This window comes from Enterococcus sp. AZ080 (genome assembly GCF_051714945.1).
In the GTDB taxonomy this organism is placed as follows: Bacteria; Bacillota; Bacilli; order Lactobacillales; family Enterococcaceae; genus Enterococcus_B; species Enterococcus_B pernyi.
In genome coordinates, this window is record NZ_JBIOSV010000001.1 from 2,526,146 (window position 1) to 2,551,675 (window position 25,530).

A 25,530-nucleotide genomic window follows, 5' to 3' on the forward strand; every position below is an offset into this window, starting at 1 on the left:
AAGTTATTTATTTTCCGATCTTTCTGTTTTTTTATTTTGCCATTCGCTTTTTCTGATTATTTAGGTTATACTAGTTTAAAGTTAATATGTTAACAAATTAAGAGGAGTGGTATGATGGGATTACAACAAACAAAAGATTCCCTTATTTCCATAAGTCAGTCTGTCGATAGCGCCTGGCTAGCGAAGCAAATTGATTGGTGTTGCCAAAAAATCGAACATAATATGACACGCTACGGTCTAGATTTTCCGTCGGCTTGCGCAACAAATGGGATCTATCGGATCAAACCTAATGATGACTGGACGAATGGCTTTTGGACTGGCATGTTATGGTTGGCTTATGAATGGACTGGCAAAGAGAAATTTCTCGTACGTGCTATGGAAAATATCCATAGTTTCAAAGAGCGTTTAACCACACATCACGTATTAGATCATCATGATATTGGTTTCTTATATAGTTTATCTGCTGGTGCAGGCTATCGTTTAACCAACAGCTTATTATGCAAAGAAGAATTGCTTCAAGCCGCAGATGTCTTACTTGCACGTTTTCAAGAAAAAGGACAATTTATCCAAGCCTGGGGCGCGTATGGCGATCCAAAAGAGTATCGCTTGATCATCGATTCATTGATCAACTTACCTTTATTGTTCCAAGCTTCTGAGATTTCAGGTAATGATCATTATCGAGAAGTAGCAAAGAAACATTACGAAACAGTGTTACGTACCGTTGTTAGAGAAAACGCAACAACTTTCCATACGTATTATTTTGATCCTTCAACCGGTACACCAACTCACGGTGCCACACATCAGGGAAATAGCGATGCGTCGATTTGGGCACGTGGCCAAAGTTGGGCTGTTCTTGGGATTCCTTTAAATGAAAGTTATTTAAAAACTTCGTCTTTACCTACAAATTATGAAGCAATCGTGGATGTCTTTTTGGCACATTTGCCAGAAGACCTTGTTCCTTATTGGGATTTTGATTTCACAGATGAACATCCTTCTGACAAAGATAGTTCAGCCTTAGCGATCACCGCCTGTGGATTATTAGAAGCCGCAAATATGGAAGCGTATCCTCAGTCTGAAGAATTAGCGAAAGGAATGCTCTACCAATTAGGCGAACATTACACATCTTTGTCCGAACCTGATAATGAAGGTCTATTACTACATGGCGTATATGCCCATGCAGAAGGTAAAGGAATCGATGAACCTAATCTTTGGGGCGATTATTTCTATCTAGAAGCTCTGATGCGTTTAGCAAAACCCTCGTGGAAAAAATATTGGTAAGGAGAAACCAACATGCAAACTTTTGAAATAAAAGAAGACTTTCTTTTAGATGGGCAGCCGATCAAATTGATCAGTGGCGCCATCCACTATTTCCGTCTTCCTCAATCGCAATGGGAAGATAGCTTATATAACTTGAAAGCATTAGGCGCAAATACTGTCGAAACCTATATCCCTTGGAATATCCATGAACCCAACGAAGGACAATTCAACTTCGAAGGAATGAATGATTTCACTGCTTTTGTTGCACTTGCTCAACAACTTGGCTTGATGGTCATTTTACGCCCTTCTGTATATATTTGTGCAGAATGGGAGTTTGGCGGTCTACCCGCTTGGTTGTTAAAAGAACCAGGTATTCGTTTGCGTTCGACGGATGAACGATTTATGACAAAAGTCAAAAAATACTATGATGTCTTACTGCCCAAGATCCTCCCTTTACAAATTTCAAACGGTGGCCCTGTTATCATGATCCAAATCGAGAATGAATATGGTTCTTATGGGATGGAAAAAGCGTATCTACGTGAAACGAAACAACTACTAGAGAATGCCGGCATCACTGTTCCTCTATTTACTTCCGATGGCGCTTGGAATGAAGTATTGGATGCTGGAACGCTGATTGAAGATGATGTATTCGTCACTGGTAATTTTGGTAGTCATTCTAAAGAGAATAGTGCGGTCTTGCAAACCTTTTTTGAGAAACATGGGAAAAAATGGCCCTTGATGTGTATGGAATATTGGGATGGTTGGTTTAATCGCTGGGGCGAGCCGATCATCAAACGAGATGCTCAAGACCTAGCGAATGAAGTCAAAGATATGTTAGAAGTCGGTTCTTTGAATCTTTACATGTTCCATGGAGGCACCAATTTTGGTTTTTATAATGGCTGTTCCGCACGTGGAAATACCGATTTACCACAATTGACAAGCTATGACTACGATGCGTTACTCACTGAAACGGGTGAACCTACAGAAAAATATTATGCTGTCCAACAAGCAATCAAAGAAGTTTGCCCCGACGTATGGCAAGCAGAACCACGTACAAAACAATTAGAGTCTCTTGGTAGTTACCCAATTGATACTAGCGTTTCTTTACTAAACACAAAAGAAACACTAGCAAAAGCGGTACCTACCGCATATCCTATGACGATGGAACAAGTCAGTAATGGGTATGGTTACGTCTTATATTCTTTGGCATTGAAAAACTATCACCATGAAAACAAAGTGCGGATCATCGAAGCAAGTGATCGAGTTTCTGTTTATGTGGACGAAACCTATCAATTGACGCAAGACCAAACAACGATCGGTGAAGAGTTCATGATCCAAGGAAAGACAGAAAATGAAGAAATCCAATTAGATGTACTAGTAGAAAATCATGGAAGAGTCAATTATGGCTCAAAATTGAATAACCCGACCCAAACAAAAGGGATTCGTGGCGGAATCATGCAAGATATCCATTTCCATCAAGGCTATCTACATTATCCTTTGCCACTATCAGCCGAGCAACTTCAGCTGATCGACTATCAAGCTGGCAAAAATCCAGCTCATCCTTCGTTTTATCACGTATCATTTAATATAGCCGAGCCGATAGATACGTATATCGATTGTTCCAACTATGGTAAAGGAGTGATTTTTGTCAATGGGATCAACCTTGGCCGCTATTGGAATCGTGGACCGATCTATTCACTTTATTGTCCAAAAGATTTCCTTAAAAAAGGGGAAAATGAAGTGGTGATTTTCGAAACAGAAGGCGTCGAGATCCACTCTTTAGATTTTCTCGCAGAACCGAAAGTTGAGCAAAGTGTTTGATAATGATAACTAAACAAAGACGAGAGTCATCATCTGATGACCCTCGTCTCTTTTCGTTGACAGTTATTCATGTTCTAATTCAATTTTCTTGGGTTGTTCTTCTGCTGGAACTTGTTCAAACTTCCGCAATAAATAAATCTTACGAATATTCAATACTAATGTTTTGATCACCGCATACACAGGGATACAGATCAACATTCCCATGATGCCAGCAACACTTCCTGCACCGATCAATACTAAAATGATCGTTAGTGGATGAATGTTCATTGTTTTTCCGAAGAGTAATGGCTTGATCACATTGCCATCCAATTGTTGGATAACAAGAATGGATAACGCCATGTAGAGTGCTTGAAATGGCGAAATAAACAGTCCGACAATAATAGCTGGTACTGCACCAATAAAAGGGCCAACGTACGGTATGATATTCGTCACTCCGCAAACGACTGCCAGCAACAAACTATACGGCTGCTTGAAAATCGTCATTGCAATAAAACTCATCACGCCAATGATCACTGCATCCACAATCGTGCTACTGATATAAGCAGATAGTGTTTCATTCAACTCTCTGACCGTTTGGCGTAATTCTCCTCGAATTGCTTGAGGAAAGAAAGGCGATAACGCATCGATAAATTTATGTCCATCTTTGAACATAAATAATAAGATGAATGGGACAGTAAACAATAAAATAAAGAATTGCATCATAAAAGAAAGAATTCTTGAAACGCTCCCTGTCAGACTAACCAACAAGATATTGAACAAGTTGCTCAACGACAAGTTGGCAGACGCAAACTGTTCTTCTAGATTCAATGAACGAAACTCTTCTCTTTGCATGATCTCAGTCAACCAACGACTTGTTTCGTCTGCATATGCAGGGATACTTCTGGTTAATTGCACTGCTTGATCAACCAATTGAGGCAAGATGTTCATGATGGTCAAAAAGACGATCACTAATAAAACGATCAATGTCAATAGATAGCCCAACACGCGTGGTACTCGATGTTTTTCTAAAAACAAGACAACTGGATTAAACATGTAATAGAAAAATCCAGCAATGATCAACGGCATAATGATTGCAGATGCCATTCTTAAAATCGGGTGAAACACATTTGGCATACGTAAAATAAAGAAAACGCCAATAATCGTTAAGACTAATTCCACTGTCCAAAATAACAATTTTGACTCTTTGAACCTTGAATACATAGATATCCTCCAAATTTCATGCTTACAGATACTCTTATTTTATCATTTATTCATCGGTAAAGCGCTATTTTTTCTTTTATTTCTTGTTATTTAAAAAAAGTGGTTACTTAGGTAGATAAACTAACCAGATGTAAGTTAGTAATATTTTTATACGTGGATAATTCTTCGATCACTTCTGCATACGTCAATCCTTTTGGTAAATCGATCGTATAAACATTTTTATAAATACGGTAATCATCCACAAATTTTACATCAAAATTGACATCCTCGATCGTAATGTTTCTTTTTTCAAAATAATCATTCAAGAAATCCTTGGTTTCTTTTCGATGAATAAATTGGATCACTAATTTTTTCGTTGTTGGTACATGGATGATGCGCTTCACTACAGTCAATGCAAACACAATACCGACGAAACTAGTGAGTGCAATGGCATAAAAACCCATTCCGATTGCAATACCCAATCCTGCGATTGCCCAAAGTGAGGCTGCGGTCGTTAACCCAGTCACTGATTGTTTCGTAACAATGATCGTACCTGCTCCTAAAAAGCCGACGCCACTGACAACTTGTGCAATCAAGCGAGCTTCATCTGAACGGAGGGTCCCAACTAATTCAGGATACTCTAATGCATTTCTCAACGCACCACTGGCAATTTCCACTTGGATCAAGGCAATAATACAAGCCCCCATACAAACCAAAATATGTGTACGCATCCCTGCTGGACGGTTTTTATATTGTCGCTCAAAACCAATTGCTCCGCCAAAAAGCAATGCGATACTCAATCGTATAATAATTTCTGGTATGGATAAAACCATATCCTCCATGAATATCCCCCCTCCTATCAAATATAGCACGACTAAAAAAAACAAACAAAATATAACTATTTTTTATGACCTAAAAAAAAGCCACTGTGCCAGACCATCTGATAAAAACCAGATGATCTCCAGTGACTGAAATCTTTTCTATTATAATTTGCTTGCTGCTGCTTCATCAACAATGACTATCACGTCATCATGATTTTGCAAAGCACTTGCTGGCATATCTGTGGTAACAGGTCCGTTGATCATTCCTTTGATTGCTTCTGCTTTACTTTCGCCATAAGCCATCAAGACGATTTTTTTACCGTTTAGAATTGAGCCGATTCCCATAGAAACTGCTTTCGTTGGGACGTCTTCCACTTTATCAAAGAAACGTTTATTGGCATTGATTGTTGATTCAGTTAAATCGACAACACTTGTTTTTCCATCAAATGGAGCACCAGGCTCATTAAAACCGATGTGACCGTTTTGACCGATCCCTAAAATTTGGATATCGATTGGATGTTCTTCAATGATTTGGTCGTAGGATTGACAAGCTTGATCTAAATCAGCTGCTTTTCCATCAGGTACGAATGTTTCTTTAAATGGTTTCTTGTCAAATAATTCAACATTCATAAAATGGCGGTAGCTTTGATCATCTGAGCCACCTAATCCAACATACTCATCCAAGTTAACAGAAGTCATGTTACTGAAATCCATGTCGCTTGAAGTCATTTCTTTATATAAAGTGATTGGCGTACTCCCTGTTGCTAAACCTAGAACTTTCGCACCATTTTCCATTCCATTTTTAATTATCTCAAAAGCTTTTTTTCCGCCTTCTTCAGCATTTTTCACACGAATGATTTCCATAACGATTACTCCTTTTGTTTTGGTATAGCCCAATTATAGCACCTTTATTTCAAAATGACAATATCTGTATAGACCAAATATGCCATAATTATCAAAATATTATTGATTTCATCAAAACGTAACTAAAAGTTCCAGAATCAAAAAAAACTATAAAAGTCATCCATCTCTAATGGCTTTCATAGTTTTTTTGTCAATTCATAGTACTAGCCTTATTCCTATTTAGGAATCTAGTGATTGTTGGATGTTTTTTCTGCGAGTAGAGAAATAGTATTGAAAAATAAACGCGCACAATTGGAAAATCAGTCCCGTAACAGTCACACCTACCCAACCATAATGCTGCCACATCATTGAGCCTAATAAAGAGCCTGTTGCTCCACCGATAAAGTACATAAACATAAAAATCGTGTTGTTGCGGTTACTTGTTGCTTCGCCAAGACCTTGTACTCTGCTTTGATTCGCTACTTGCCCGAACTGGTTCCCAACATCTAATAAAATGATTGCAACTAATAGGACAGCAACATAATCACCAGCAATGAATAAGGCTAGGAAACTGATTGTCTGCATCACTAAGCCCATGCCAACGATTCTTCTTTCTGAATAACTATCCGCCAAGCGGCCCACGATCGGCGCAGCTACTGCTCCCGACAAACCAAAGATTGCCAAGATCCCTGCTTCAAAAGTTCCCCAACCATAGGCTGGACTACTGATATAAAAGATCAGCGTTGACCAAAAAAGCGAAAACGTTCCAAACATAAAAAAGCCATTGATTGCAGCTTCACGCAACAATCGTTGCTCTTTGACGAGTTTCGGTAAGCTTTTTAGTGAAGCAAGATAAGAGACTGTTGACTCTTTTTCCAACGTTCCTTGTGTTCTCGGTAATTTTAAATAGAGTAGCACAGTGAGCGCTCCAACTAGGCAAAGGGCAAATAGGTAAACACTACGCCAAGAAAACCAACTGGCAAGAAGTCCTGAAACAGTTCGAGAGAGCAAGATGCCCATTAGTAAACCACTCAATAAGATCCCCATGGTTTTTCCTCGCGCTGCTGGTCCTACAAGTACGGCGCCGTAAGGAATAATGATTTGCGGAACGATCGATAGTAGACCAATCAAGAAAGAAGCAACTGCAAATAGAGCAAAGTTTGGTGCGAAAAAGGCTGCTAATAAGGATAGTGCAGATAATCCCGCCATGCGAATGATCAATTTAGGTCGATCGACAACATCCCCTAATGGAACTAAAAATAATAATCCTAATGCATAGCCTAACTGAGTCAGCATCGTCAACAAACCCACAGCACTCGTATTGACTGATAAATTTGCCGCTACTTTTGTGCCAATTGGTTGGATATAATACATATTTGCGACGACTACTCCACAGGTGATCGCTAATAATAAAATCAATGATTTCGAAAGCGGTGTTTGCTTATTCATTTCCATCGGATTCCCCCATTTCCTTTCTTAGTTTACAACTTCTTAGAATAATTGAAAACAGGGAGGCTCAAATAAAATAAATAAAGTTATTTAACTAAATGTTTTCTTCGATCTCGATAGATAATGACCACCAATACTGTTAAAACTAACACACTAGCGACCAAAACAAGTGCTTTTATATGTTCCCCATGAAACAATGCTTCTCCGCCACACGCATATAAAAGGGAAGATGGCACTACGCCGATAAGGATCGATAATAATAACTCACGAACCGAAAGATTTAAGGAGGTTGCGGCAAAGTTCACGACAGAAGACGGAATCACCGGTACCATATAGCCGATCATGACTCCTATTTTTGGATGCTTCATCCGACGTATTGCTTTGACCCAACGATTCTCTTTTTTACTATGATCCATAAAGGATAAATGTTGCATCAAAACGATCGATAAGATATTTCCAAGTGCATTGCCTGTTACATTGATAACTGTTCCTAGAAATGGACCATAACTTAGGCCGACGACCACACCGATCACAGAAGTAGGAATACCTGGCACCGCACACATCAAACTGATCAATAACGTCAAAATAAACGCAGCAGATACTCCGTGTGAACGAATTTCTCGCATCCATTCTTTGCGACTTGCCCGTGGATCTAGCAATAAGTGGATATCTGGTCGATACTCTAAATAAAGTTGATAGCCAACAAACAAAATCAGCAGTAATCCTAAACCAATCAGTGTATTACGTATATATTGCTTTTTCATAGCGACTTCTTCTCCTCCTCAGACTTACTCACTGTTAGTGTATCATTAGATGAGGAAACAGAACAAACGTGATACTTAAAATACCAGACTTTCAATCACTATTATTCTAAACATGCTGAAGGCAATACAATTCGCTCAAAAAATACCGGAACTACTCATGTTAAAGTTTCGGTTCATAATCATGAATAGAAAAGATTTAATTACTTTTATTTTGCAATAATTCACTACTTTTAGTTTACCTTGGTGGCTTTAATATCTGGCTTTCTAATTTTTCATTTATTAATATTTCCTATTTCTTTCTACATCGTAAGAGGATTTTTTCGATTCATCAGACTTTACTATCAGAGGATTTATTGTACATGAAGTCTATAGCTACGTTTAAATTCAATATTTGCCATTTTCATCACTGCTTTTATTGCTTCATCTGAAGAGTCGAATTCATACTTACTCTTTTCGAATCCCTCTTCAACTATTGTATATCGTTCTTGATCATAACTGATAAGTAAATAGCGATCTTTTTTGAACGTAAGAATTTTTAACTTAAAACAATCCTTCGATTTAAATTTTCTTTTCAAAAATTGCTTTAATTGCTTTTTACAAATCATGTTCATTTTACTATGCCTCTACTTTCTTCATAGACTTAGTAATTCTGTGATTTTTATTGAATCGATGGACAAATCTATTTACTTCTTTATCAAATAATTCTTTTTTTAACGTTCGACTAATATAAAAAACTTGTACCTTTTTATCCTCTATCATAAAAGCAATTCGAAAATTTTCTTTTCCTAAGCGGATTTTCATTTCATAAATTGATTGTTTTACAGGTGTAACAACAAGTTTGATTCGATAAAAGTTGTGTGTCAAATACTCATTCACTTTATATAAGATTATTTCTTGATACCTTTTTGATTGATTCTCAGAAAATATATTCAGAATTTCTTTACTGACTTTAACTTCATATGTCATGCCTATCCCTTCTTACATATATTTTTAAAGTCTATCTATCCACACTTTCTCACTGATAACCTTTATAAAATTAAGCATGTGTTGTCCTTCTATTGCTTTGTCTGATTAAAGTTTCAATCATTTTCACTTTTCTATGATAGTGATATTTGCTTTTCCACAAGTTAATTCTTGTTCTAATATTGACTTTATTTGCAATGCACATTCTTTTGAAAATGGTTCAGCCTCTTCCCATGATCCTAATAATGGATAATTATGGCGTACCGTTTTAACATACTGTTTATTTTTTACTCCTCGCGTTTGGACTTCTACATAATACATAACTATACCTTCTTTGTTAAATTATTTATGTAAAGGCTACTCTTTCAAGCAGCTGAGAAAAAGTGGCAGAAAACACAGAAGCTCTGGTGAGACTAATTGAGGGTTGCAACAACAAGCCTTTTGTCCTAAAAGTTGGATAGAAGATCATGCACCACAACATAATTATAGTCTATAAAAACAAGGCTTTCTATTCGTTTTAATTATATATGTTATAAAAAATGCCATCCGAAGATGGTTAGCGCATAAGCTTTTACCTGTATTATAATTTTATAATTATTGATGACTTCTATTCACTTCAACCGCTTTAATATCAAGCTTTTAATATTACTAATAGTTTCTGTGCTTTAATGAAAATTACTATCATTTTTAGTTACTCCACCAAAGTATAGCTCAAAAACCCACCACTTTTTCAATCAAATAATCCTATGGAGGGGATAAACTATCAATTGTTGAGTTCTTCTACTCCTTTATGCAAATAAGCATATATAAGGGTTTTATTTTGAAGAATTTATGGCAACGTCCTATACTTAAATTATCAAATAAAAAGGACGTGAAGATAAATGTCAGATTTAGAACACAAAGAAGAAAAAGCTTTAGACAAAATTGTTGCTACAGTCAATAAACTGGATAAAGAATTAAATGAACTTGATACGTTATCTGAAAATCCAGAAAAAAAACACAACCTAAAAAAATGGTTAGTTGAACGTAAGGCGATTCATGAAATCAAAAAAATTCTTCATGAAGCTGATAAATACGAAAAATATGATGAAAAAGAACTTGATAAAGAATTTAAAGAAATTAATGATCTATTACAATAATCTGTTTAAACGACTCATTTTGAGTCGTTTTTTTTATACAAAAAAACGACCAGAACGAGTCTGGATAATAGTTGAGTTACAAGAAGATTGTACACGTACCCAAATTCCTTTTAGCTACCGTCATCTATCGCCAACTATATCTAATTACGAATAAGTTTTAGTAATATACTTGATGAACACCTTTCTTTTCTGCAACTCCTCATGGTCAAATGGTTTTTATGTTTTTACTTGTGTTGCTACGGTTTAGAACTAGAAATAAAAAGCATTTCAAAAAACAAAAAAAGGCTAAAAACCTTAATCAATAAGGTTTTTAGCCAATCAAAAATCAATAAAATTATTTAACTGTTACAGAAGCGCCAACTTCTTCAAGTTTAGCTTTTAATTCTTCAGCTTCTTCTTTAGAAACGCCTTCTTTAACTGGTGCAGGAGCGCCATCAACTACAGCTTTAGCTTCTTTCAAGCCTAAGCCAGTTGCTTCACGAACTGCTTTGATAACTTTAACTTTTTGGTCTCCAGCTGCAGTTAATTCTACAGTGAATTCAGTTTGTTCTTCAGCAGCAGCACCGCCACCAGCAGCAACTGCAGCTACAGGAGCAGCAGCAGATACGCCAAATTCTTCTTCAATAGCTTTAACTAGGTCGTTAAGTTCTAGGATAGTTGCTTCTTTTAACTCAGCAACGATGTTTTCAATGTTCAATGCCATTTTTGTTTCCTCCATTTTAAATGTTCTTTTTTTATTTATTGTTTATGCTATGCGGCGATTAAGCTGCATCTCCATCTTCTTTGTCTGCGACTGCTTTGACAGCGTAAGCCACGTTGCGGACTGGCGCTTGTAGTACAGATAGCAACATAGATAGAAGTCCTTCGCGGTTTGGCAATTTTGCCAATGCTGTGATTTCTTCCAATGTAGATACTTTACCTTCGATAATACCGCCTTTGATTTCTAATGCTTTTGCTTCTTTAGCAAATTCGTCCATGATTTTCGCTGGTGCTACTACATCTTCGTTACTGAATGCAACGGCTGTAGGGCCAGTGAAAACTTCGTCCATGCCTTCTAGGCCGGCTTTTTTCGCTGCACGTGAAAGGATTGAGTTTTTGATAACTTTCATTTCAACGTTAGCTTCACGAAGTTGTTTACGTAAGCGAGTTACTTCATCAACAGTTAATCCACGGTAGTCAACTACGACTACAGAAGCTGCTTCAGTAAATTTTGCACTTACTTCGTCAACGATTGCTGCTTTTTTTGCGATAATTGCTTCACTCATTTTTGAGTTTCACCTCCTGAATTTTGATGGAAGAGTTTTTTACGACTGAATCGTTTGTTCATCATCTAATCACTGCGTTCTTAGTGATTCTACTCGCTTGCGCTCGAAAGGAGACTCCTTTCGCTCAACTCAATGAGTATTGTTCATCATCTAATCTCTTCGTTCTTAGTGATTCACAACAAAAAACTCTATGCCACCGTAGACATAGAGGGACTATTGAATATATTCAATAAACGTCCTCGGTAGGAAATTAAGGCTACGCCACCTACTGTCTTCGGTACAAGTTAATTATTAACCTCAACTAGCTTAGCACGCTAAACTAGTTGAGTCAAGAATTATTTTTCAGTTGGATCAATCAACGTTCTAATCGTTGGATTAGAAAGAAGCTTGGTCTACATGGATACCAGGTCCAAATGTTGTTGTTACAGTAATGTTTTTCATGTATTGACCTTTAGCTGCAGATGGTTTAGCTTTCACTAATACATCATGGATCGCAGCAAAGTTTTCAACTAATTTTTCGTTGTCGAAAGAAACTTTACCGATTGGTACGTGGATGTTTCCAGCTTTGTCAACGCGGTAAGTTACTTTACCAGCTTTTACTTCGTTGATTGCTTTTGTTACGTCCATTGTTACAGTACCAGTTTTAGGGTTTGGCATTAAGCCTTTAGGTCCTAATACACGTCCTAGACGACCAACAGTAGCCATCATGTCAGGTGTTGCAACAACTACGTCAAAGTCAAACCATCCGTTTTGGATTTTTTGAACCATGTCGTCGTCACCAACGAAGTCTGCACCAGCTGCTTCAGCTTCTTTTGCTTTGTCTCCTTTAGCAAATACTAAAACAGTTTGTGTTTTACCAGTTCCGTTTGGTAATACAACAGCTCCACGAATTTGTTGGTCTGCTTTTTTAGGGTCTACGTTTAGACGGTATGCAACTTCAACTGTTGCATCAAATTTTGCAATGTTTGTTTCTTTCGCTAATGCTACTGCTTCAGCGACAGAATAAACTTTACTTGAATCCACTTTTTTCAATGCTTCTTGCATTTTTTTGCTCTTTTTAGCCATTTTGGTTCCTCCTTGATTGTGGTTATAACGGTTGTACCTCCCACGTGTCCTATACCTTTCAATACAGGGCCAACTGAGAAGCTACTTTCTTAGGGTGTAGATTATTCTACAGTGATCCCCATGCTTCGTGCAGTTCCTTCAACCATGCGCATTGCTGCTTCAACGTTAGCTGCGTTTAGGTCTTCCATTTTTAATTCAGCGATTTCTTTTACTTGATCGCTAGAAACTTTAGCAACTTTATTTTTGTTTGGTTCGCCTGAACCTTTTTCGATTTTCGCTGCTTTTTTCAATAATACTGCAGCTGGTGGTGTTTTTGTAACGAATGTGAATGAACGGTCTTCGTATACAGAAATCACAACTGGAATGATCAAACCTGCTTGATCAGCTGTACGAGCATTGAATTCTTTTGTGAATCCCATGATATTGATACCCGCTTGACCTAGTGCAGGACCTACTGGGGGAGCTGGAGTTGCTTTACCTGCAGGAATTTGCAATTTAACGATTTTTTCTACTTTCTTTGCCACGAGACATACCTCCTTAAGTCCGTGATGTGGTTAATTGGAGATGCATATTTCTCCTCCCACGTATTGTCAGTTGATCTTAAAACCAATTGACATATCATGTACATAACGAATGCACACTGATACAGTATAGCAAATTTTTCTCTTTTTTCAACAATTTTTTCTGATTATTTTCACCTTTATCCAAAAAAAAGCTAAATATCTGGTTAAAACGTGAAGAAATCTCTTTATAAATCGCTTATTTATGCTAAACTTACGCCTGTATGAACCTAATACATATTATATATAACAAATAAGTTCTTCTATTCTAATGAGGTGAAATAATGAAAGATCTAAAATACAGAAGTGTATTTGATATTATTGGTCCTGTCATGATTGGACCGAGCAGTTCGCATACTGCTGGAGCAGCAAGAATCGGAAAGATCGTCCGTAGTATTTTTGGTGATCAACCAGATTCTGTTGACATCTACCTATATGAGTCTTTTGCCAAAACCTATCGTGGACATGGTACTGATATTGCCTTAGTTGGAGGATTATTAGGCATGGAACCTGATGATTCTCGTTTAGCAGATTCGTTAAGGTTGGCTCATGAAGCAGGTATGGAAGTATTATTCGTACCTAAAAGTGAAAAAGCCGATCATCCTAATTCCGTCAAAATGTTGTTGAAAAAAGGCAGTCGAAAGCTTTCGGTTACAGGCATCTCAATTGGTGGGGGTAACATCCAGATTTCTGAATTGAACGGCTTCAAGATTTCATTAAGCATGGGAACACCTACCTTGATCATCGTCCACCAAGACGTTCCTGGCATGATTGCTAAAGTCACCAATATTCTTTCAGAAACCAACACCAATATCGGTACAATGACAGTTACTCGCGAGTCAAAAGGCGAAAATGCCATTATGATCATGGAAGTGGACGATCCTCAAGTAGAAGATACCGTAAAAAAACTAAAACAGTTACCAAATATTGACAGTGTCAATTATTTCGAGTAAAGGAGCAGACGAGGTATGTTTTTATCAATTGAAGAATTAGTCCAACAAGCACAAGACTACCCTAGCGTTGCCGAATTGATGATCGCAGTTGAGATGGAGATGAGCGGTCGTTCTCGTGAGCAGATCATCAAGATCATGGAAAAGAATCTACTCGTGATGGAACAATCTATCGCAGAAGGAAATGCCGGCGTAACTTCTGTCACAGGAATTACTGGCGGCGATGCCAAAAAGATGGACAACTATCTTTCTAACGCTGATTTTCTTAGTGGCGAAACAATCTTGAACGCGGTTCGTAATGCGATTGCTGTGAACGAAGTCAATGCCAAAATGGGATTGATCTGCGCAACGCCTACTGCGGGCAGCGCAGGAGTTGTCCCAGGTGTCTTGATGGCCGTACGTGATCGTTTGCAATTAACCCATGAACAACAACTCGACTTCTTATTTACAGCTGGCGCTTTTGGCTTGGTCATTGCAAACAACGCATCAATCAGCGGGGCTGAAGGTGGCTGTCAGGCAGAAGTTGGATCGGCGAGTGCGATGGCTTCGGCTGCCTTGGTTTGTGCGAAAAACGGCACAGCTCACCAAGCCGCCCAAGCGGTGGCAATCACGCTTAAAAATATGATGGGTTTGATCTGCGATCCTGTAGCTGGTCTCGTCGAAGTCCCTTGCGTTAAAAGAAATGCTTTAGGTTCGTCACAAGCATTCATCTCAGCTGATATGGCTTTAGCTGGCATCGAAAGCGTGATCCCACCTGATGAAGTAGTCGCTGCCATGTACCAAGTGGGCAGACAAATGCCTTCGATTTTCAAAGAAACAGCAGAAGGCGGACTTGCAGTGACACCTACCGCGAAACGACTAACTAAAGAAATCTTAGAAAAACAATCATAGTTACTTCTTATATCAAAAGCTGAATCAGACAATGCACAAAAATTCGTTATCGCCAAAGATATGCCGAATAACCATGGCAGCAAATTTGCTGCCATGGTTATTCGGTTTGTTTCTTACATCCTCTGCTTTGCTTCAAACACAAATTGCCCCATTTGTTCATAGAGATCCGCTTTGATTTGTTTAAAATCATGATGGACTAACTGATGATCACGTACGAGTTGTCTGCCATCCACCCATACATGGGCCACATTGGAAGCATTCGCTGAATAAACTAAGGCAGAATATGGATCAAAAATCGGAAACATATTCACAGACTGCGTCTCAACTACAATAAAATCTGCCTTGTTCCCTACAACAAGCTGACCAGTCTCTTTAAAATCTAACAATTCCGCCCCACCTCTAGTGGCTAAACGGACAATTTCCTTCGCTGGGAAAAGCGCACGATCTTTTTCAAAGGTTTTATGGAAATTGGCAAAGAGCTTCATTTGTGCAAAGAGGTCTAAAGTGTTGCCACTACTTGGACCGTCTGTACCTAACCCGACAGTTAACCCCGCAGACAGCATGGCTTTAACTGGTGCTACACCTTTCGCTGATTTTGTGTTCGCGCCGATACAGTGCGCAATTCCGACTTGCTCTCCTGCTGTAGCGACCAAGGCAATATCTGCTTCTGTCATATGGATACAATGGGCCATGATCAACGGTCTGTTCATAAAACCTAAGTCTTTTAATAACTCGAATGGCGTTTGTTGATACTGCTTCACTAATTCCTGCATTTCATAGTCCATTTCTGCCACATGCAAGGTGATCGGCACATCGAATCGTTCACTCAATTCAACTGTCCGCTTCAGCCCTTCATAGGTATTGGTATTCGGCGCATGAGGAGCCAACGCAGGCGTAATCAATGGATGATCTTTCCACTTTGGCAGGAATGTCTCACAATAAGTCAAGCCGCCAGAAGGCTCTACATTATCACACACAGGCATATCAATGATCGTTTCACCAAGAATCGCACGAATCTTAAACTGATCACATACTTGCGCGACTTGATCTTCAAAATAATACATGTCACAAAAAGCTGTCACACCACTAAGCAACATTTCACTAATTGCATATGCTGTACTTGCTGCCACTAGCTCTGGCGTCATGAACGCTTCTAATGGAAATAAGAACCGTCGTAACCGATCTGGCACATCGTCTCCTAAAGATCGAAAAGGAATCATCCCAGCATGGGTATGTGTATTCACAAAACCTGGCAACAAGATGCCGCCTGCTCCATCGATGACTTCCTCCGCAGAAGCTATCCCTTCCTGCCATTCTCCTATCTCAATGATACGATTTTCTTCAATCCGTACATACCCGTTTTTGTATTCAGTCAGTTGATCATCCATCGTTAGAACGTGGACATTTTTTATCAGTGTACTCATAACAAAACACCATCACTTGGAAAAACCAGCGGATAAAATTCCTGTGTTTTCGTATTCATCATTCCTTTATCTGTCATTTTGATTGCAGGTGAAACTGGTAGTGACAACGTAGAAAACGACATGATCTCATTCATGTTTTTATAGCCTAGATTTTGCATTTCTCTACGCACAGTTTTTAAGTCTTGGCCTAACTCTTCAATTGGCGCTTGTGAAACGATCCCGCCAATCGGTAGCGGGCAAGTTGCTGTTAATTTGCCCTCTTTAACTACCACATAGCCACCTTGTAATTCCAACAATTTTTGCTGAGCCAGCAGAATGTCTTGGCAGTTATTCCCCATCACCATCACGTTATGATGATCATGCGCCCAAGTCGTCGCAATACTTCCTGGTTTTGAAATGGGTTCTTCCATCAAAGCATACGCCACATTGCCATTCTTTCCATAACGTTCCATCACGAGCAATAAGGCGCAATCTGAATTTTCCCAATCGAGGTACCCATCTTTCACCGGAATTTTCTTCGTGATCCGTTCTGTAAATGTACCAACCTCATGTTTACGAATAACATTACAACGAACACTTGCCAAATCCGTTTTGACTGGCAACCTTAGATCGTCTAAAGAAAGCTTTTTACAATGGACCGTTTGACTGTATGAAGTAGGAAATTGTTCGATTTTTTCTGGATAAGTGATCGCCTTACCTTGCCTGTAGACTTCTTTGCCCGATTTAAAGACCGCAGAAATAGCGAATGTGGATAAATCATCTAACAAAATAAAATCAGCCATTCGTCCAGGTCCAATCAATCCACGATCATTCAAACCCATTCTACGTGCAGGCGTATAAGTCGTCATATAGATCGCTTGTTCGATCGGCACCCCCGCCTCTACTGCCTTTTTCAAATTTTCATTTAAGTGACCAGTGAGTAAATCGTCTGCCATCACATCATCAGTGATGAGACAAGCATAGTCATAATATTCATTTTCTGTGATCACCGCCATATTTTCCGGTGTGATCGACTTGTTTTGGAATTGGATGAACATGCCGTTCTCAATTTTTTCTGCTAAGGATTCCGGAAACTGATGCGTATGATCAGAAGAAATCCCGCTATACATAAATGCTGCCAATTCTTCTTCGTAAATTTTAGGACAATGTCCTTCTAACGGCATGGTCGGACGTTTTTCTTTACATAGGTCAATAATTTGGCGAATCAGCGAAGTTGGTTCATGGGCAATGCCGTGAAAATTCATGGCTTCGCCTAAACAAATCACTTTTGGATTGTCTAACAACTTTTCTGTTTCAGCTAACCCAATGATGCCACCGGTAGTTTCTAGTTCAGGTGTAGTGGAAGGAACGGACGATGGGATTGCATGGAAAATATCTAATTCCGTTTCTGCAGCCATAAATTCAGTCAACCCTTCAAGCCCAAAAACATTTGCCATCTCATGCGCATCCGCAATCACTGTAGTCACACCAAATGGTAAAACGGCCTTTGAAAAAATACTTGGCGTAGTCATTGAACTCTCAATGTGCATGTGGCTGTCAATCAAGCCAGGAATCATGTATTTCCCTCGGCCATCAATTTCTTGAAGGATCTCCAAGTGACTCAGATCCTTTGTTGTGATGTAATAAAATTTTTCACCGCTGACTGTGACATGTTTCTTCTCAAAACATTGTTTGGCTGTGTTATACACTTGTGCATCTCTAATCAGTAAGTCAATCTTCACATTTTTCCCTCACTTTTATTGTCCTTAGACAAGAATAGGGGGCTGTGCGCTTCCGACACAACCACCCCAATGTTTATTTTTTCAATGATTTCCCGTTATAGGAAAATGTTTATTGGTTGATCAAACGATTCCAACGATCGATCCAGTCAGTCATTTGACTATTCACGAAATCAAAGTCAATATTTTTTGCGCGATCAGCAACTGCCCCATACGTCATATTACCAGCTTCTTCTTCACTCAACTCCACTTTATCATTCGTCGGTGCTTCATTTAATGAAAGTGCCTTTGTTTTTTGTGATTCTTCGCTAATTCTATAGTTGATGAATGAGTAAGCCAATTCTTTATTCGCTGCTTCTTTTGGAATATTGATCGTGTTGTAGTTCGCATATGTGCCACTTTCTGGTACAACATACTCGATCGTATCAGAATCTCCTTTGACGATATCATAAGCAAAATCCATCACGATCGCTGCTTCGATTTCTCCTGCTTGGAACATGTTTGCTAAGTCAGAAGATCTTGCATAGGTCTTAACGATATTTGGTTTCAATTCTTCTAAGGCTTCAAATGCTGCCTCACCATTGTCATCTTCAATCGCTACACCCGCATGATCACTTGCAATATACATCATCAAAGGACCGGCAGTCGTAGTAATTTCCGGGATCGAGATTTTTCCTTCTAATGCTGAATCCCAAAGATCTGACCAGCTAGTAATTTCTTTTCCAACTTTTTCTCTGTCGTAAACGATACCTACACTGTTTACAGCAATCGGAACACCCGCACCACTATCAAAGACTTCCTTCGCTCCTTCAGTTAAGTCCGCTAAATTCGGGATTTTTGATTCATCTAGTTTTTCAAATAATTCTTGAGAAGCGCCATCCGCTGAGTTCGCTTGCGCTAACTCAATCACGTCGATTCCTCTAGGATTACTGATTAATTTGTTGAAGCGATCGCCACTGTTCCCTAGATCCATTGTGATCTTCGCATCGAATTCTTTTTCAAAAGGATCCATTACATCGCTTTTCACGATATCTTCACTTAAACCAAATGTTGATACAACTAGATCTTTTGACTCTTTCGCTTCGGATGAATTAGTTTCAGATCCTCCACCGCAAGCTGTCAATACAAACATACTCGCTAAAACTACTGAACTTACTAGAAAGCCTTTTTTCACTGATTTTTCCCCTTTTCTTTGCTTATTTATCTTCCAAAAGAACGATTTTATCTTTTGGGAAATACAGGTTGATTTGATCCCCTGCTTGGTAAATTTGTTTATCCGTACCGTTTACTAAGAACTTACCTAAAGCCGTTGTCACTTCATACTGGTAACTTTTCCCTAAAAATGTTCTGACTTTCACTTCACCTTTTACAACGTTATGTGTCGCATCAGAGGCAATCTCGATATCTTCGGGACGGATCGTCGCTACTAATCGTTCTGCTATCGGTTGCTCATAAGGTGTCTCAATGACATTCCCTGCTGCTTGATAGCGGATGCCTTCGATTGGTTCAACTGGAAAGAAATTTTCAAAACCGATAAAATGTGCAACAAAACGAGTTTTGGGATGCCGATAGATTGTTTCCGGTGTATCATATTGCTCGATAACGCCATTATTCATGACCGCGACTTTATCCGAGATCGAAAAGCATTCTTCTTGATCGTGGGTCACAAAAACTGTTGTGATACCAAGTTGTTGTTGAATACGTTTGATCTCGATCCGCATTTGGACACGTAGTTTAGCGTCTAAATTACTTAATGGTTCGTCTAAGAGTAGTAACTTAGGTTCAATAACCAATGCTCGAGCCAATGCCACTCGTTGACGTTGCCCACCTGATAGTTGTTTCGGGTAACGATCACCCAACTGTTCTAAGCCACAGATTGCTAACATATCTGCTACTTTCTTGGCGATATCCGCTTTATTTTCTTTACGCAATTTCAAACCGAAAGCAACATTCTCAGCAATCGTTAGATGAGGAAACAACGCATAGCTCTGAAATACCATACCAAAATTACGTTTATGCACAGGAACTTTCACTAATTCTTGATTTTCCAGAACAAAAGAGCCCTCATTCGGCGAAATCAATCCAGCAATCACACGTAGCGTCGTTGTTTTACCGCAACCACTGGGGCCTAATAAAGAAACTAGCTCTCCTTTTTCCATTGAAATAGACAAATCTTCTAATATATTTTGTTTTCCGTCATAACTCACACGGATATTGTTCAAATTTACAAAACTCACGGTTCTCCCCCTCATAGTTTCCAGTCATTCTCAAGTACGGTTCGATTTCTTCACTCAATAGTTAAGCGATTGAAGCCAATCCTAACGTTTTCTCAATAATAAACATCAAGAAAACGGTTAATACCATGATCATTACTGAAATCGCCGACACAGTCGGGTCATACGTATATTCAATGTAGCTCAACAATGAAGTGGGCAACATCGTTACTCCTGGTCCAGATAAAAACATTGAAACTGGTACATTATTGAATGAGTTGACAAAAGCCAGCATAAACGCCGCAAATATTCCAGAAGAAACATTTGGTAAGACGACTTGCATAAAAGCGCGGGTTTTGGTACAACCCAACGTCCAGGCAACTTCTTCAATCGAAAAATCTAATTGCTCCATGCTTGAACCTACGACGCGAATGATATACGGTAGGCTGATCAAAAAATGACCAATCAATAAAGCTTGGATCACCGGCAAGTTAAACTTGATCACAATGTATTGGAACAAGGAATAGCCGACAACGATACCCGGAATCATCGTTGGTGACAAAAAGAAATTTTTAAAAAGCTGTTTACTCTTCATGTGGTAACGAGAAAGTGCGTAAGAAGTCGGCACGCCTACTAATAAAGCTAACAGAGTAGCCCCTACGCCAATACTTAAACTCAATTTAAAGCTATTCATAAATGTTTCAGAACTTAGTGCTTTCTTGTACCATTCTAATGAGAATCCATCAATCGGAAATTGTATCGTCGATGATTGTCCAAAAGACGTTACAACAATAATCACTAATGGTAAAAACAAAAACGCAAAAACTAATACTGCGATGATCGTCATCCCTTTTTGCTTACGCATGATTCATTTCCCTCCGATCTAAACGTGCAGCAATCATATTCAATCCTTTATTCACCATCAGAGTCGTGATGATCATGATCAATGCAATGACACTTGCTGAAGTCCAATCACCTAAAGTCGATGCTTTCTGGTATAAGAAAGTCGCCATCATCATATTTTGGTTCCCACCTAAAAGTTGTGGTGTCGTATAAGCCGTCAATGTGCCTGTAAATACTAAAATACTGCCAACGATCACTCCAGGTATACAAAGCGGCATGACAATTTTATAGAACGTTTTAAACGGACTCGCACCTAACGTTTCGGCAGCTTCCAATGTTTCTTTCTCAATATTTTCCATCACGCCAACAAGTGTCATGACCATGGTAGGTAAGAATAAATAGACAGACCCGATAATAATTGCAAACTCCGTATATAGTAAGGCGATGGGTTGTTCGATCAGTCCTATGCGAATCAAGAAATTATTGATTACTCCTGTCCTTCCTAAAATGTTGATCCAAGCAAAACTACGGATGACTGAATTGGTCAATAATGGAAACATCGTCATTGCCATCAATAAACTTTTCCACTTTTTACCCACACCTGCAATAAAATAAGCAGTTGGAATACCTAAAACGGCAGAAATCAACGTCACAATGACAGAAACGCGAATTGTTCGAAGAAAAATCTTCAAATTGAAATCATCTGTCAAAAAACTGGTGTAAGCACTTAGACTAGCACCTGTTTCAGTAAAAATAGTTGGCCCTATAATATTGACCAATGGCAAAATCATAAAAAATAGTAATAAGATCGTTCCTGGCGCAATGATCAAATACGGAACATTCTTCCTCATTGTTCTCCCCCTCATTCGTGTTCTGTCTCATTATAAGAAAAAATACGAACATTTTCAAGAAAACTTTGTAATATATTCAGAAAAAAACATGAGTTATATGAAAAACATCGTAAAAAACCTGCGTTTATCCGTTTTATACAAAAAATACTCGTATTCATTTTATTTTTTTTAGTTATCTATGTTTATCCGCCAAACGATTATTAGTAATTAATGCGAGTTAATTATCAAAAGTGTCGAGGAATACATCTCATACGAAACAGAAAATCGGTTTTCTGGAAACCCAAAAAGAGCAATTACCGAACATTCACCCAAAAACGTTCGTTAATTACTCTTTTTATTCGACTCAACTATTCCATAAAAACTGACTAACTTCTCGATCCACTTCTTCATTTTCATGAAGCATACTATGTGAAGCACCTTCACCTTCTTCGACCTTTTCCATTACAGGGTTACCATGTTGTTTCAATAAGGCGTAAACTGCCAATGCACTATTCAGCGGAACAGTTCCATCACTTAGCTCTACTTCACTCAACTGCCCTGCAACTAATAAAAATTGTGTGTCGGTAGGGAGATTCCCTATCATTGTTTGATAATCTTGATACCTTGAAGACACCACTGTTGGCCCATTTTCGAGTAAATCAGCTAAATTCTGACCGCTATCATCAACAAAGTCATTGAACGGTGCGCCTAGTGCTACAAACTTTTCAACTTGCGGTAAAGTTGTTTCTTGGCCATACGTGACTAGATAACGGAGGCCGCTGACTCCACCCATCGAATGTCCGACAATGTTCACTTTGTTGATTTGATCAGTTGTCTGCAAATAAACCAGACATGCACGAATCCATTCTGCTTGATTCCACTCATTATTTTCATTGTCTTCGAAAAGCACTTGGATCATTGGATTGGTTGCTTCTTTTGATAACTCCCCTTGCGCTTGAACGTTCCCATTAGTATCTACAGTCAATGTCAATTCTTGTTGCCCTTTGCTTTCTCCTTCTAACCGATCGATCATTCCTTTGAATGAATTCACTGTTCCTTTATATCCGTGAACAAATAAGGTAGGCACACTCCCCTTTTCTACGGATTCTACTTGGCTTGTCCTCGTTGTTTCAGTAGAGGCAGTTTCTTTTTGGCTCTTGTTTTCTTGCGTTTGACAACCAGAGAGGATTAGCAGTACCAGCAACACCATGCCACTTAGCACCCGATTAAAATTCACTTCATTTTGTTTTATCACTTTTCTCACTCCTTTCATTCAAGACAAAAAAGAGCTGAGATGACTAGGCATCCCAACTCCTCCATTATTCTGATCACTGTTTAGTCGATTTTATCTACTTGATCAAAATCAAGCTCTGTACTTGTTTCACGACCGAACATGTCAATGTTTACTTTTAGTTTTTCTTTTTCTTCATCGACTTCTGTCACTTGACCTTCTAATCCAGCAAAAGCTCCTTCGATGATCTTAACAACTTCGCCAACTTCTACTTTCAGTTCGTTTTGACGTAAACTCATACCGATTGAACGTAAGATATGATTTACTTCTTCCGGTAATAAAGGTGCAGGCTTACTTCCTGCTCCGTGAGAACCAACAAAACCTGTAACGCCCGGTGTGTTACGGACAACATACCATGAAGCATCTGACATGATCATTTCTACTAAGACATATCCAGGGAATGTTTTATGAACGATTTCTTTTTCTTTCCCATTTTTCACTTCAGTTTCTGTTTCTTCAGGAACAACGACACGGAAAATAAAATCAGCCATTTTCATACTTTGCGCACGTGACTCGATATTTGCTTTTACTTTGTTTTCGTATCCAGAGTATGTATGCAATACATACCAATTTTTTTCAAAAGATTCCATTGAAGGCTCCTCATTTCATTTGTAAAATAAAAAAACCTCAGTTCCCCGAAGCTTTTCCTCTCTTTGATTATAGCACCGTTTGCTGGTTTTTACTAGTGACTTATTTTTAGTTCTCTAGTAATTTAAAAAGCGTTATTTATTCTTATTTTGGTGCAGAAATTATATTATCTACTGTTTTTTTGAAAAAAAAATAATTCCTTAAAAAGCTTATTTTATAAAGATGAATCAATAAATTTTTTTATTTTTTGTTATTCAGCGAAAAGGCATAGGAAAATACATACCCATGTCAATATTATTTATTCCTACAATGTACAATTATAGTCATAAGGCATCTTATTGAGCTTTAAAGAACTTTACGAGAGGAGGTATCCCCATGGAAACAATTAGACAACTCATTGCAACGGTTTTTGATTGGTTAGATTCTCTCGCCTTGATTCTCTCCTGTCTCACTGTTTTCTTTTTAAGTTTAAAAGTCTCATCTTTAGAAAAAGAAGTAAAAATACTAAAGGATACTTTTGAAAACCATTCAAAATAAGAGTCATGTTGTATGAATCAATACATATCTACATTTTCAGATAGTCCGATCAGTTCAAACTCTCCCTAAATAAGCAAACAAGAAATCTCTTTTAGCCTCATATATTAAAAATATGTTCAATCTCGTATTGTGTTTCAAATCTATGTAAATCAGCTAAAAATTCATTCTTCAACTTGCTCGCTCCAATCAATTCTAATCCCATAATAAAATCCTTTATTTTATTACTGACAGCCTCTCCTTCGATGTGCGCAAGTACAAGTTGATAAAACCGATGATATATTTCAGTTTCTCGCTGAAAAATAATTCTACGTCGAGTCTCACATAGTTTTTCCAAATAATACTTAGCTAATTTTAGCTCTTCTCTTTCAATCATCAGTAAAAACACATTATTATAAATACCTGATAATATGGAATGGAAGCTCTCCAACTCTCCTTTTTTCATCACATTCTTTTCTACTTCTTTCAATCGCTGTTTGATGTAACTTGTTTCAAATAAATAGATGAGAGTAGCAAAAGTCGTCATTTCAAATCTTCCTCACTCATCGATTTTCTCTAAATAATCAGATAATCTTTTCAGATAGTTAGTATCTTTTTTATTTAATTTTTTTACACCACCGATTCCCTCATACCACTTATAAGTTTTGACAGCAAGATAATTTCTTATGACGACTAAATCATCTGAGTATTCTACTTCTTGGGCTAGTTTTTTTAATTGATAATTGATTGCACCACTATTTTTTTCTAGATTTCGGAATATTTTCTTCAAACTCAAATTTTTTTGAGATACTTTATCTCCATCAAGATAAAACATGAATTCATCGATCGTCATATTCAAGCGTTCTAATAATTCTAAAAAGACTAATAATGGTAAATGATTTTTCCCATTCTCATATTTAACTAACGTTTCCCGCGAAACAATTCCATCGGCTAGCTTTTTTTGAGAGATGCCTCTGTCAACACGCATTTTTTTTAATAATTCATGAACTTCCATATGTTCCTCCTTACTTATCAACTAGCAAAGCAAAAGAATCATCAATGATTCACAAAAAACTTGTTGAAATTTCACGGTTACTATCAAAAAAAATAGAGCTTCCAATTGATTGATAATCATGGATAGCT

Annotated in this window: 27 protein-coding genes and 1 other annotated feature; of the genes, 6 read left to right on the forward strand and 21 right to left on the reverse strand. The window is 38.1% G+C overall.

All coding sequences use genetic code 11. From position 1 onward, the window contains the following. Positions 1–114: 114 nt before the first annotated feature. Together IGK01_RS11995 and IGK01_RS12000 are read left to right on the forward strand one after the other, a co-directional pair. Positions 115–1,278 carry a glycoside hydrolase family 88 protein gene (locus IGK01_RS11995; protein ID WP_375152507.1) on the forward strand — a complete coding sequence of 388 codons (1,164 nt, stop codon included), beginning with the start codon at positions 115–117 and terminating at the stop codon, positions 1,276–1,278. A 12-nt stretch (positions 1,279–1,290) separates the two neighbouring features. Beyond that, positions 1,291–3,078 (forward strand): glycoside hydrolase family 35 protein, encoded by a 1,788-nt coding sequence (locus IGK01_RS12000; RefSeq protein ID WP_438840786.1) that lies wholly within the window; start codon positions 1,291–1,293, stop codon positions 3,076–3,078. A 63-nt stretch (positions 3,079–3,141) separates the two neighbouring features. On the opposite strand, the gene IGK01_RS12005 is transcribed toward IGK01_RS12000, so the two are convergent. From IGK01_RS12005 to IGK01_RS12035, 7 genes are all read right to left on the reverse strand, one after another. After that, positions 3,142–4,278, reverse strand: coding sequence for an AI-2E family transporter (locus IGK01_RS12005; RefSeq protein ID WP_010734294.1), 1,137 nt, complete (start codon positions 4,276–4,278; stop codon positions 3,142–3,144). Between the two features lie 107 nt (positions 4,279–4,385). Continuing rightward, a complete protein-coding gene (locus IGK01_RS12010; RefSeq protein WP_010734293.1) occupies positions 4,386–5,099 on the reverse strand; it encodes an MgtC/SapB family protein in 714 nt (237 codons plus the stop codon). A 141-nt stretch (positions 5,100–5,240) separates the two neighbouring features. Continuing rightward, a complete protein-coding gene (gene nagB / locus IGK01_RS12015; RefSeq protein WP_023520342.1) occupies positions 5,241–5,942 on the reverse strand; it encodes a glucosamine-6-phosphate deaminase in 702 nt (233 codons plus the stop codon). A 219-nt stretch (positions 5,943–6,161) separates the two neighbouring features. Then, positions 6,162–7,376, reverse strand: coding sequence for an MFS transporter (locus IGK01_RS12020; protein ID WP_409173612.1), 1,215 nt, complete (start codon positions 7,374–7,376; stop codon positions 6,162–6,164). 80 nt (positions 7,377–7,456) lie between these two features. Beyond that, positions 7,457–8,134 carry a TVP38/TMEM64 family protein gene (locus IGK01_RS12025; protein WP_010734290.1) on the reverse strand — a complete coding sequence of 226 codons (678 nt, stop codon included), beginning with the start codon at positions 8,132–8,134 and terminating at the stop codon, positions 7,457–7,459. Between the two features lie 615 nt (positions 8,135–8,749). Next, positions 8,750–9,100, reverse strand: a complete 351-nt coding sequence (locus tag IGK01_RS12030; RefSeq protein ID WP_010734288.1) for a hypothetical protein — start codon at positions 9,098–9,100, stop codon at positions 8,750–8,752. Positions 9,101–9,223: 123 nt separating this feature from the next. Continuing rightward, positions 9,224–9,418 (reverse strand): hypothetical protein, encoded by a 195-nt coding sequence (locus IGK01_RS12035; protein WP_010734287.1) that lies wholly within the window; start codon positions 9,416–9,418, stop codon positions 9,224–9,226. 560 nt (positions 9,419–9,978) lie between these two features. Here IGK01_RS12035 and IGK01_RS12040 point away from each other — a divergent pair. After that, positions 9,979–10,236, forward strand: a complete 258-nt coding sequence (locus tag IGK01_RS12040) for a hypothetical protein (RefSeq protein WP_010734286.1) — start codon at positions 9,979–9,981, stop codon at positions 10,234–10,236. Positions 10,237–10,570: 334 nt separating this feature from the next. Here IGK01_RS12040 and rplL read toward each other — a convergent pair whose 3' ends face one another. From rplL to rplK, 4 genes are all read right to left on the reverse strand, one after another. After that, positions 10,571–10,939: a 50S ribosomal protein L7/L12 gene (rplL, locus tag IGK01_RS12045; protein WP_010734285.1), complete on the reverse strand. Its 369-nt coding sequence runs from the start codon at positions 10,937–10,939 to the stop codon at positions 10,571–10,573. 58 nt (positions 10,940–10,997) lie between these two features. Further along, a complete protein-coding gene (gene rplJ, locus IGK01_RS12050; RefSeq protein WP_010734284.1) occupies positions 10,998–11,501 on the reverse strand; it encodes a 50S ribosomal protein L10 in 504 nt (167 codons plus the stop codon). Positions 11,502–11,671: 170 nt separating this feature from the next. Next, positions 11,672–11,797: a sequence feature (ribosomal protein L10 leader region), on the reverse strand. 79 nt (positions 11,798–11,876) lie between these two features. Then, on the reverse strand, positions 11,877–12,566 hold the full coding sequence (gene rplA, locus IGK01_RS12055; RefSeq protein ID WP_010734283.1) for a 50S ribosomal protein L1: 690 nt from the start codon (positions 12,564–12,566) through the stop codon (positions 11,877–11,879). A 101-nt stretch (positions 12,567–12,667) separates the two neighbouring features. Beyond that, on the reverse strand, positions 12,668–13,090 hold the full coding sequence (gene rplK / locus IGK01_RS12060) for a 50S ribosomal protein L11 (protein ID WP_010734282.1): 423 nt from the start codon (positions 13,088–13,090) through the stop codon (positions 12,668–12,670). Between the two features lie 320 nt (positions 13,091–13,410). On the opposite strand from rplK, the gene sdaAB reads away from it, so the two are divergent. Together sdaAB and sdaAA are read left to right on the forward strand one after the other, a co-directional pair. Further along, entirely contained in the window at positions 13,411–14,079 is a 669-nt protein-coding gene (sdaAB, locus tag IGK01_RS12065) for an L-serine ammonia-lyase, iron-sulfur-dependent subunit beta (RefSeq protein WP_010734281.1), read from the forward strand. A gap of 15 nt (positions 14,080–14,094) precedes the next feature. Then, positions 14,095–14,967: an L-serine ammonia-lyase, iron-sulfur-dependent, subunit alpha gene (gene sdaAA, locus IGK01_RS12070; protein ID WP_153830524.1), complete on the forward strand. Its 873-nt coding sequence runs from the start codon at positions 14,095–14,097 to the stop codon at positions 14,965–14,967. A 113-nt stretch (positions 14,968–15,080) separates the two neighbouring features. Here sdaAA and IGK01_RS12075 read toward each other — a convergent pair whose 3' ends face one another. From IGK01_RS12075 to nusG, 8 genes are all read right to left on the reverse strand, one after another. Next, complete coding sequence (locus tag IGK01_RS12075) at positions 15,081–16,391, reverse strand: amidohydrolase (RefSeq protein ID WP_096081795.1); 1,311 nt, start codon at positions 16,389–16,391, stop codon at positions 15,081–15,083. Beyond that, a complete protein-coding gene (locus IGK01_RS12080; RefSeq protein WP_062806143.1) occupies positions 16,388–18,112 on the reverse strand; it encodes an adenine deaminase C-terminal domain-containing protein in 1,725 nt (574 codons plus the stop codon). The genes IGK01_RS12075 and IGK01_RS12080 overlap by 4 nt, the downstream gene beginning before the upstream one ends. Positions 18,113–18,221: 109 nt before the next feature. Beyond that, positions 18,222–19,283 (reverse strand): ABC transporter substrate-binding protein, encoded by a 1,062-nt coding sequence (locus tag IGK01_RS12085; RefSeq protein WP_023520403.1) that lies wholly within the window; start codon positions 19,281–19,283, stop codon positions 18,222–18,224. Between the two features lie 22 nt (positions 19,284–19,305). Continuing rightward, positions 19,306–20,346, reverse strand: coding sequence for an ABC transporter ATP-binding protein (locus IGK01_RS12090; protein WP_010734276.1), 1,041 nt, complete (start codon positions 20,344–20,346; stop codon positions 19,306–19,308). A gap of 61 nt (positions 20,347–20,407) precedes the next feature. Next, positions 20,408–21,187 (reverse strand): ABC transporter permease, encoded by a 780-nt coding sequence (locus IGK01_RS12095; RefSeq protein ID WP_010734275.1) that lies wholly within the window; start codon positions 21,185–21,187, stop codon positions 20,408–20,410. Next, on the reverse strand, positions 21,180–22,016 hold the full coding sequence (locus tag IGK01_RS12100; RefSeq protein ID WP_438840787.1) for an ABC transporter permease: 837 nt from the start codon (positions 22,014–22,016) through the stop codon (positions 21,180–21,182). The genes IGK01_RS12095 and IGK01_RS12100 overlap by 8 nt, the downstream gene beginning before the upstream one ends. Before the next feature lie 343 nt (positions 22,017–22,359). Next, positions 22,360–23,205 (reverse strand): alpha/beta fold hydrolase, encoded by an 846-nt coding sequence (locus IGK01_RS12105; RefSeq protein WP_153830555.1) that lies wholly within the window; start codon positions 23,203–23,205, stop codon positions 22,360–22,362. Positions 23,206–23,330: 125 nt separating this feature from the next. Further along, a complete protein-coding gene (gene nusG / locus IGK01_RS12110; RefSeq protein ID WP_010734272.1) occupies positions 23,331–23,876 on the reverse strand; it encodes a transcription termination/antitermination protein NusG in 546 nt (181 codons plus the stop codon). A gap of 373 nt (positions 23,877–24,249) precedes the next feature. Here nusG and IGK01_RS12115 point away from each other — a divergent pair, with 373 nt between their 5' ends. Continuing rightward, on the forward strand, positions 24,250–24,411 hold the full coding sequence (locus IGK01_RS12115) for a hypothetical protein (protein ID WP_010734271.1): 162 nt from the start codon (positions 24,250–24,252) through the stop codon (positions 24,409–24,411). 97 nt (positions 24,412–24,508) lie between these two features. Here IGK01_RS12115 and IGK01_RS12120 read toward each other — a convergent pair whose 3' ends face one another. Beyond that, complete coding sequence (locus IGK01_RS12120) at positions 24,509–24,934, reverse strand: hypothetical protein (RefSeq protein WP_023520406.1); 426 nt, start codon at positions 24,932–24,934, stop codon at positions 24,509–24,511. A gap of 12 nt (positions 24,935–24,946) precedes the next feature. Further along, positions 24,947–25,402: a helix-turn-helix transcriptional regulator gene (locus IGK01_RS12125; RefSeq protein ID WP_438840788.1), complete on the reverse strand. Its 456-nt coding sequence runs from the start codon at positions 25,400–25,402 to the stop codon at positions 24,947–24,949. Positions 25,403–25,530 lie beyond the last annotated feature (128 nt).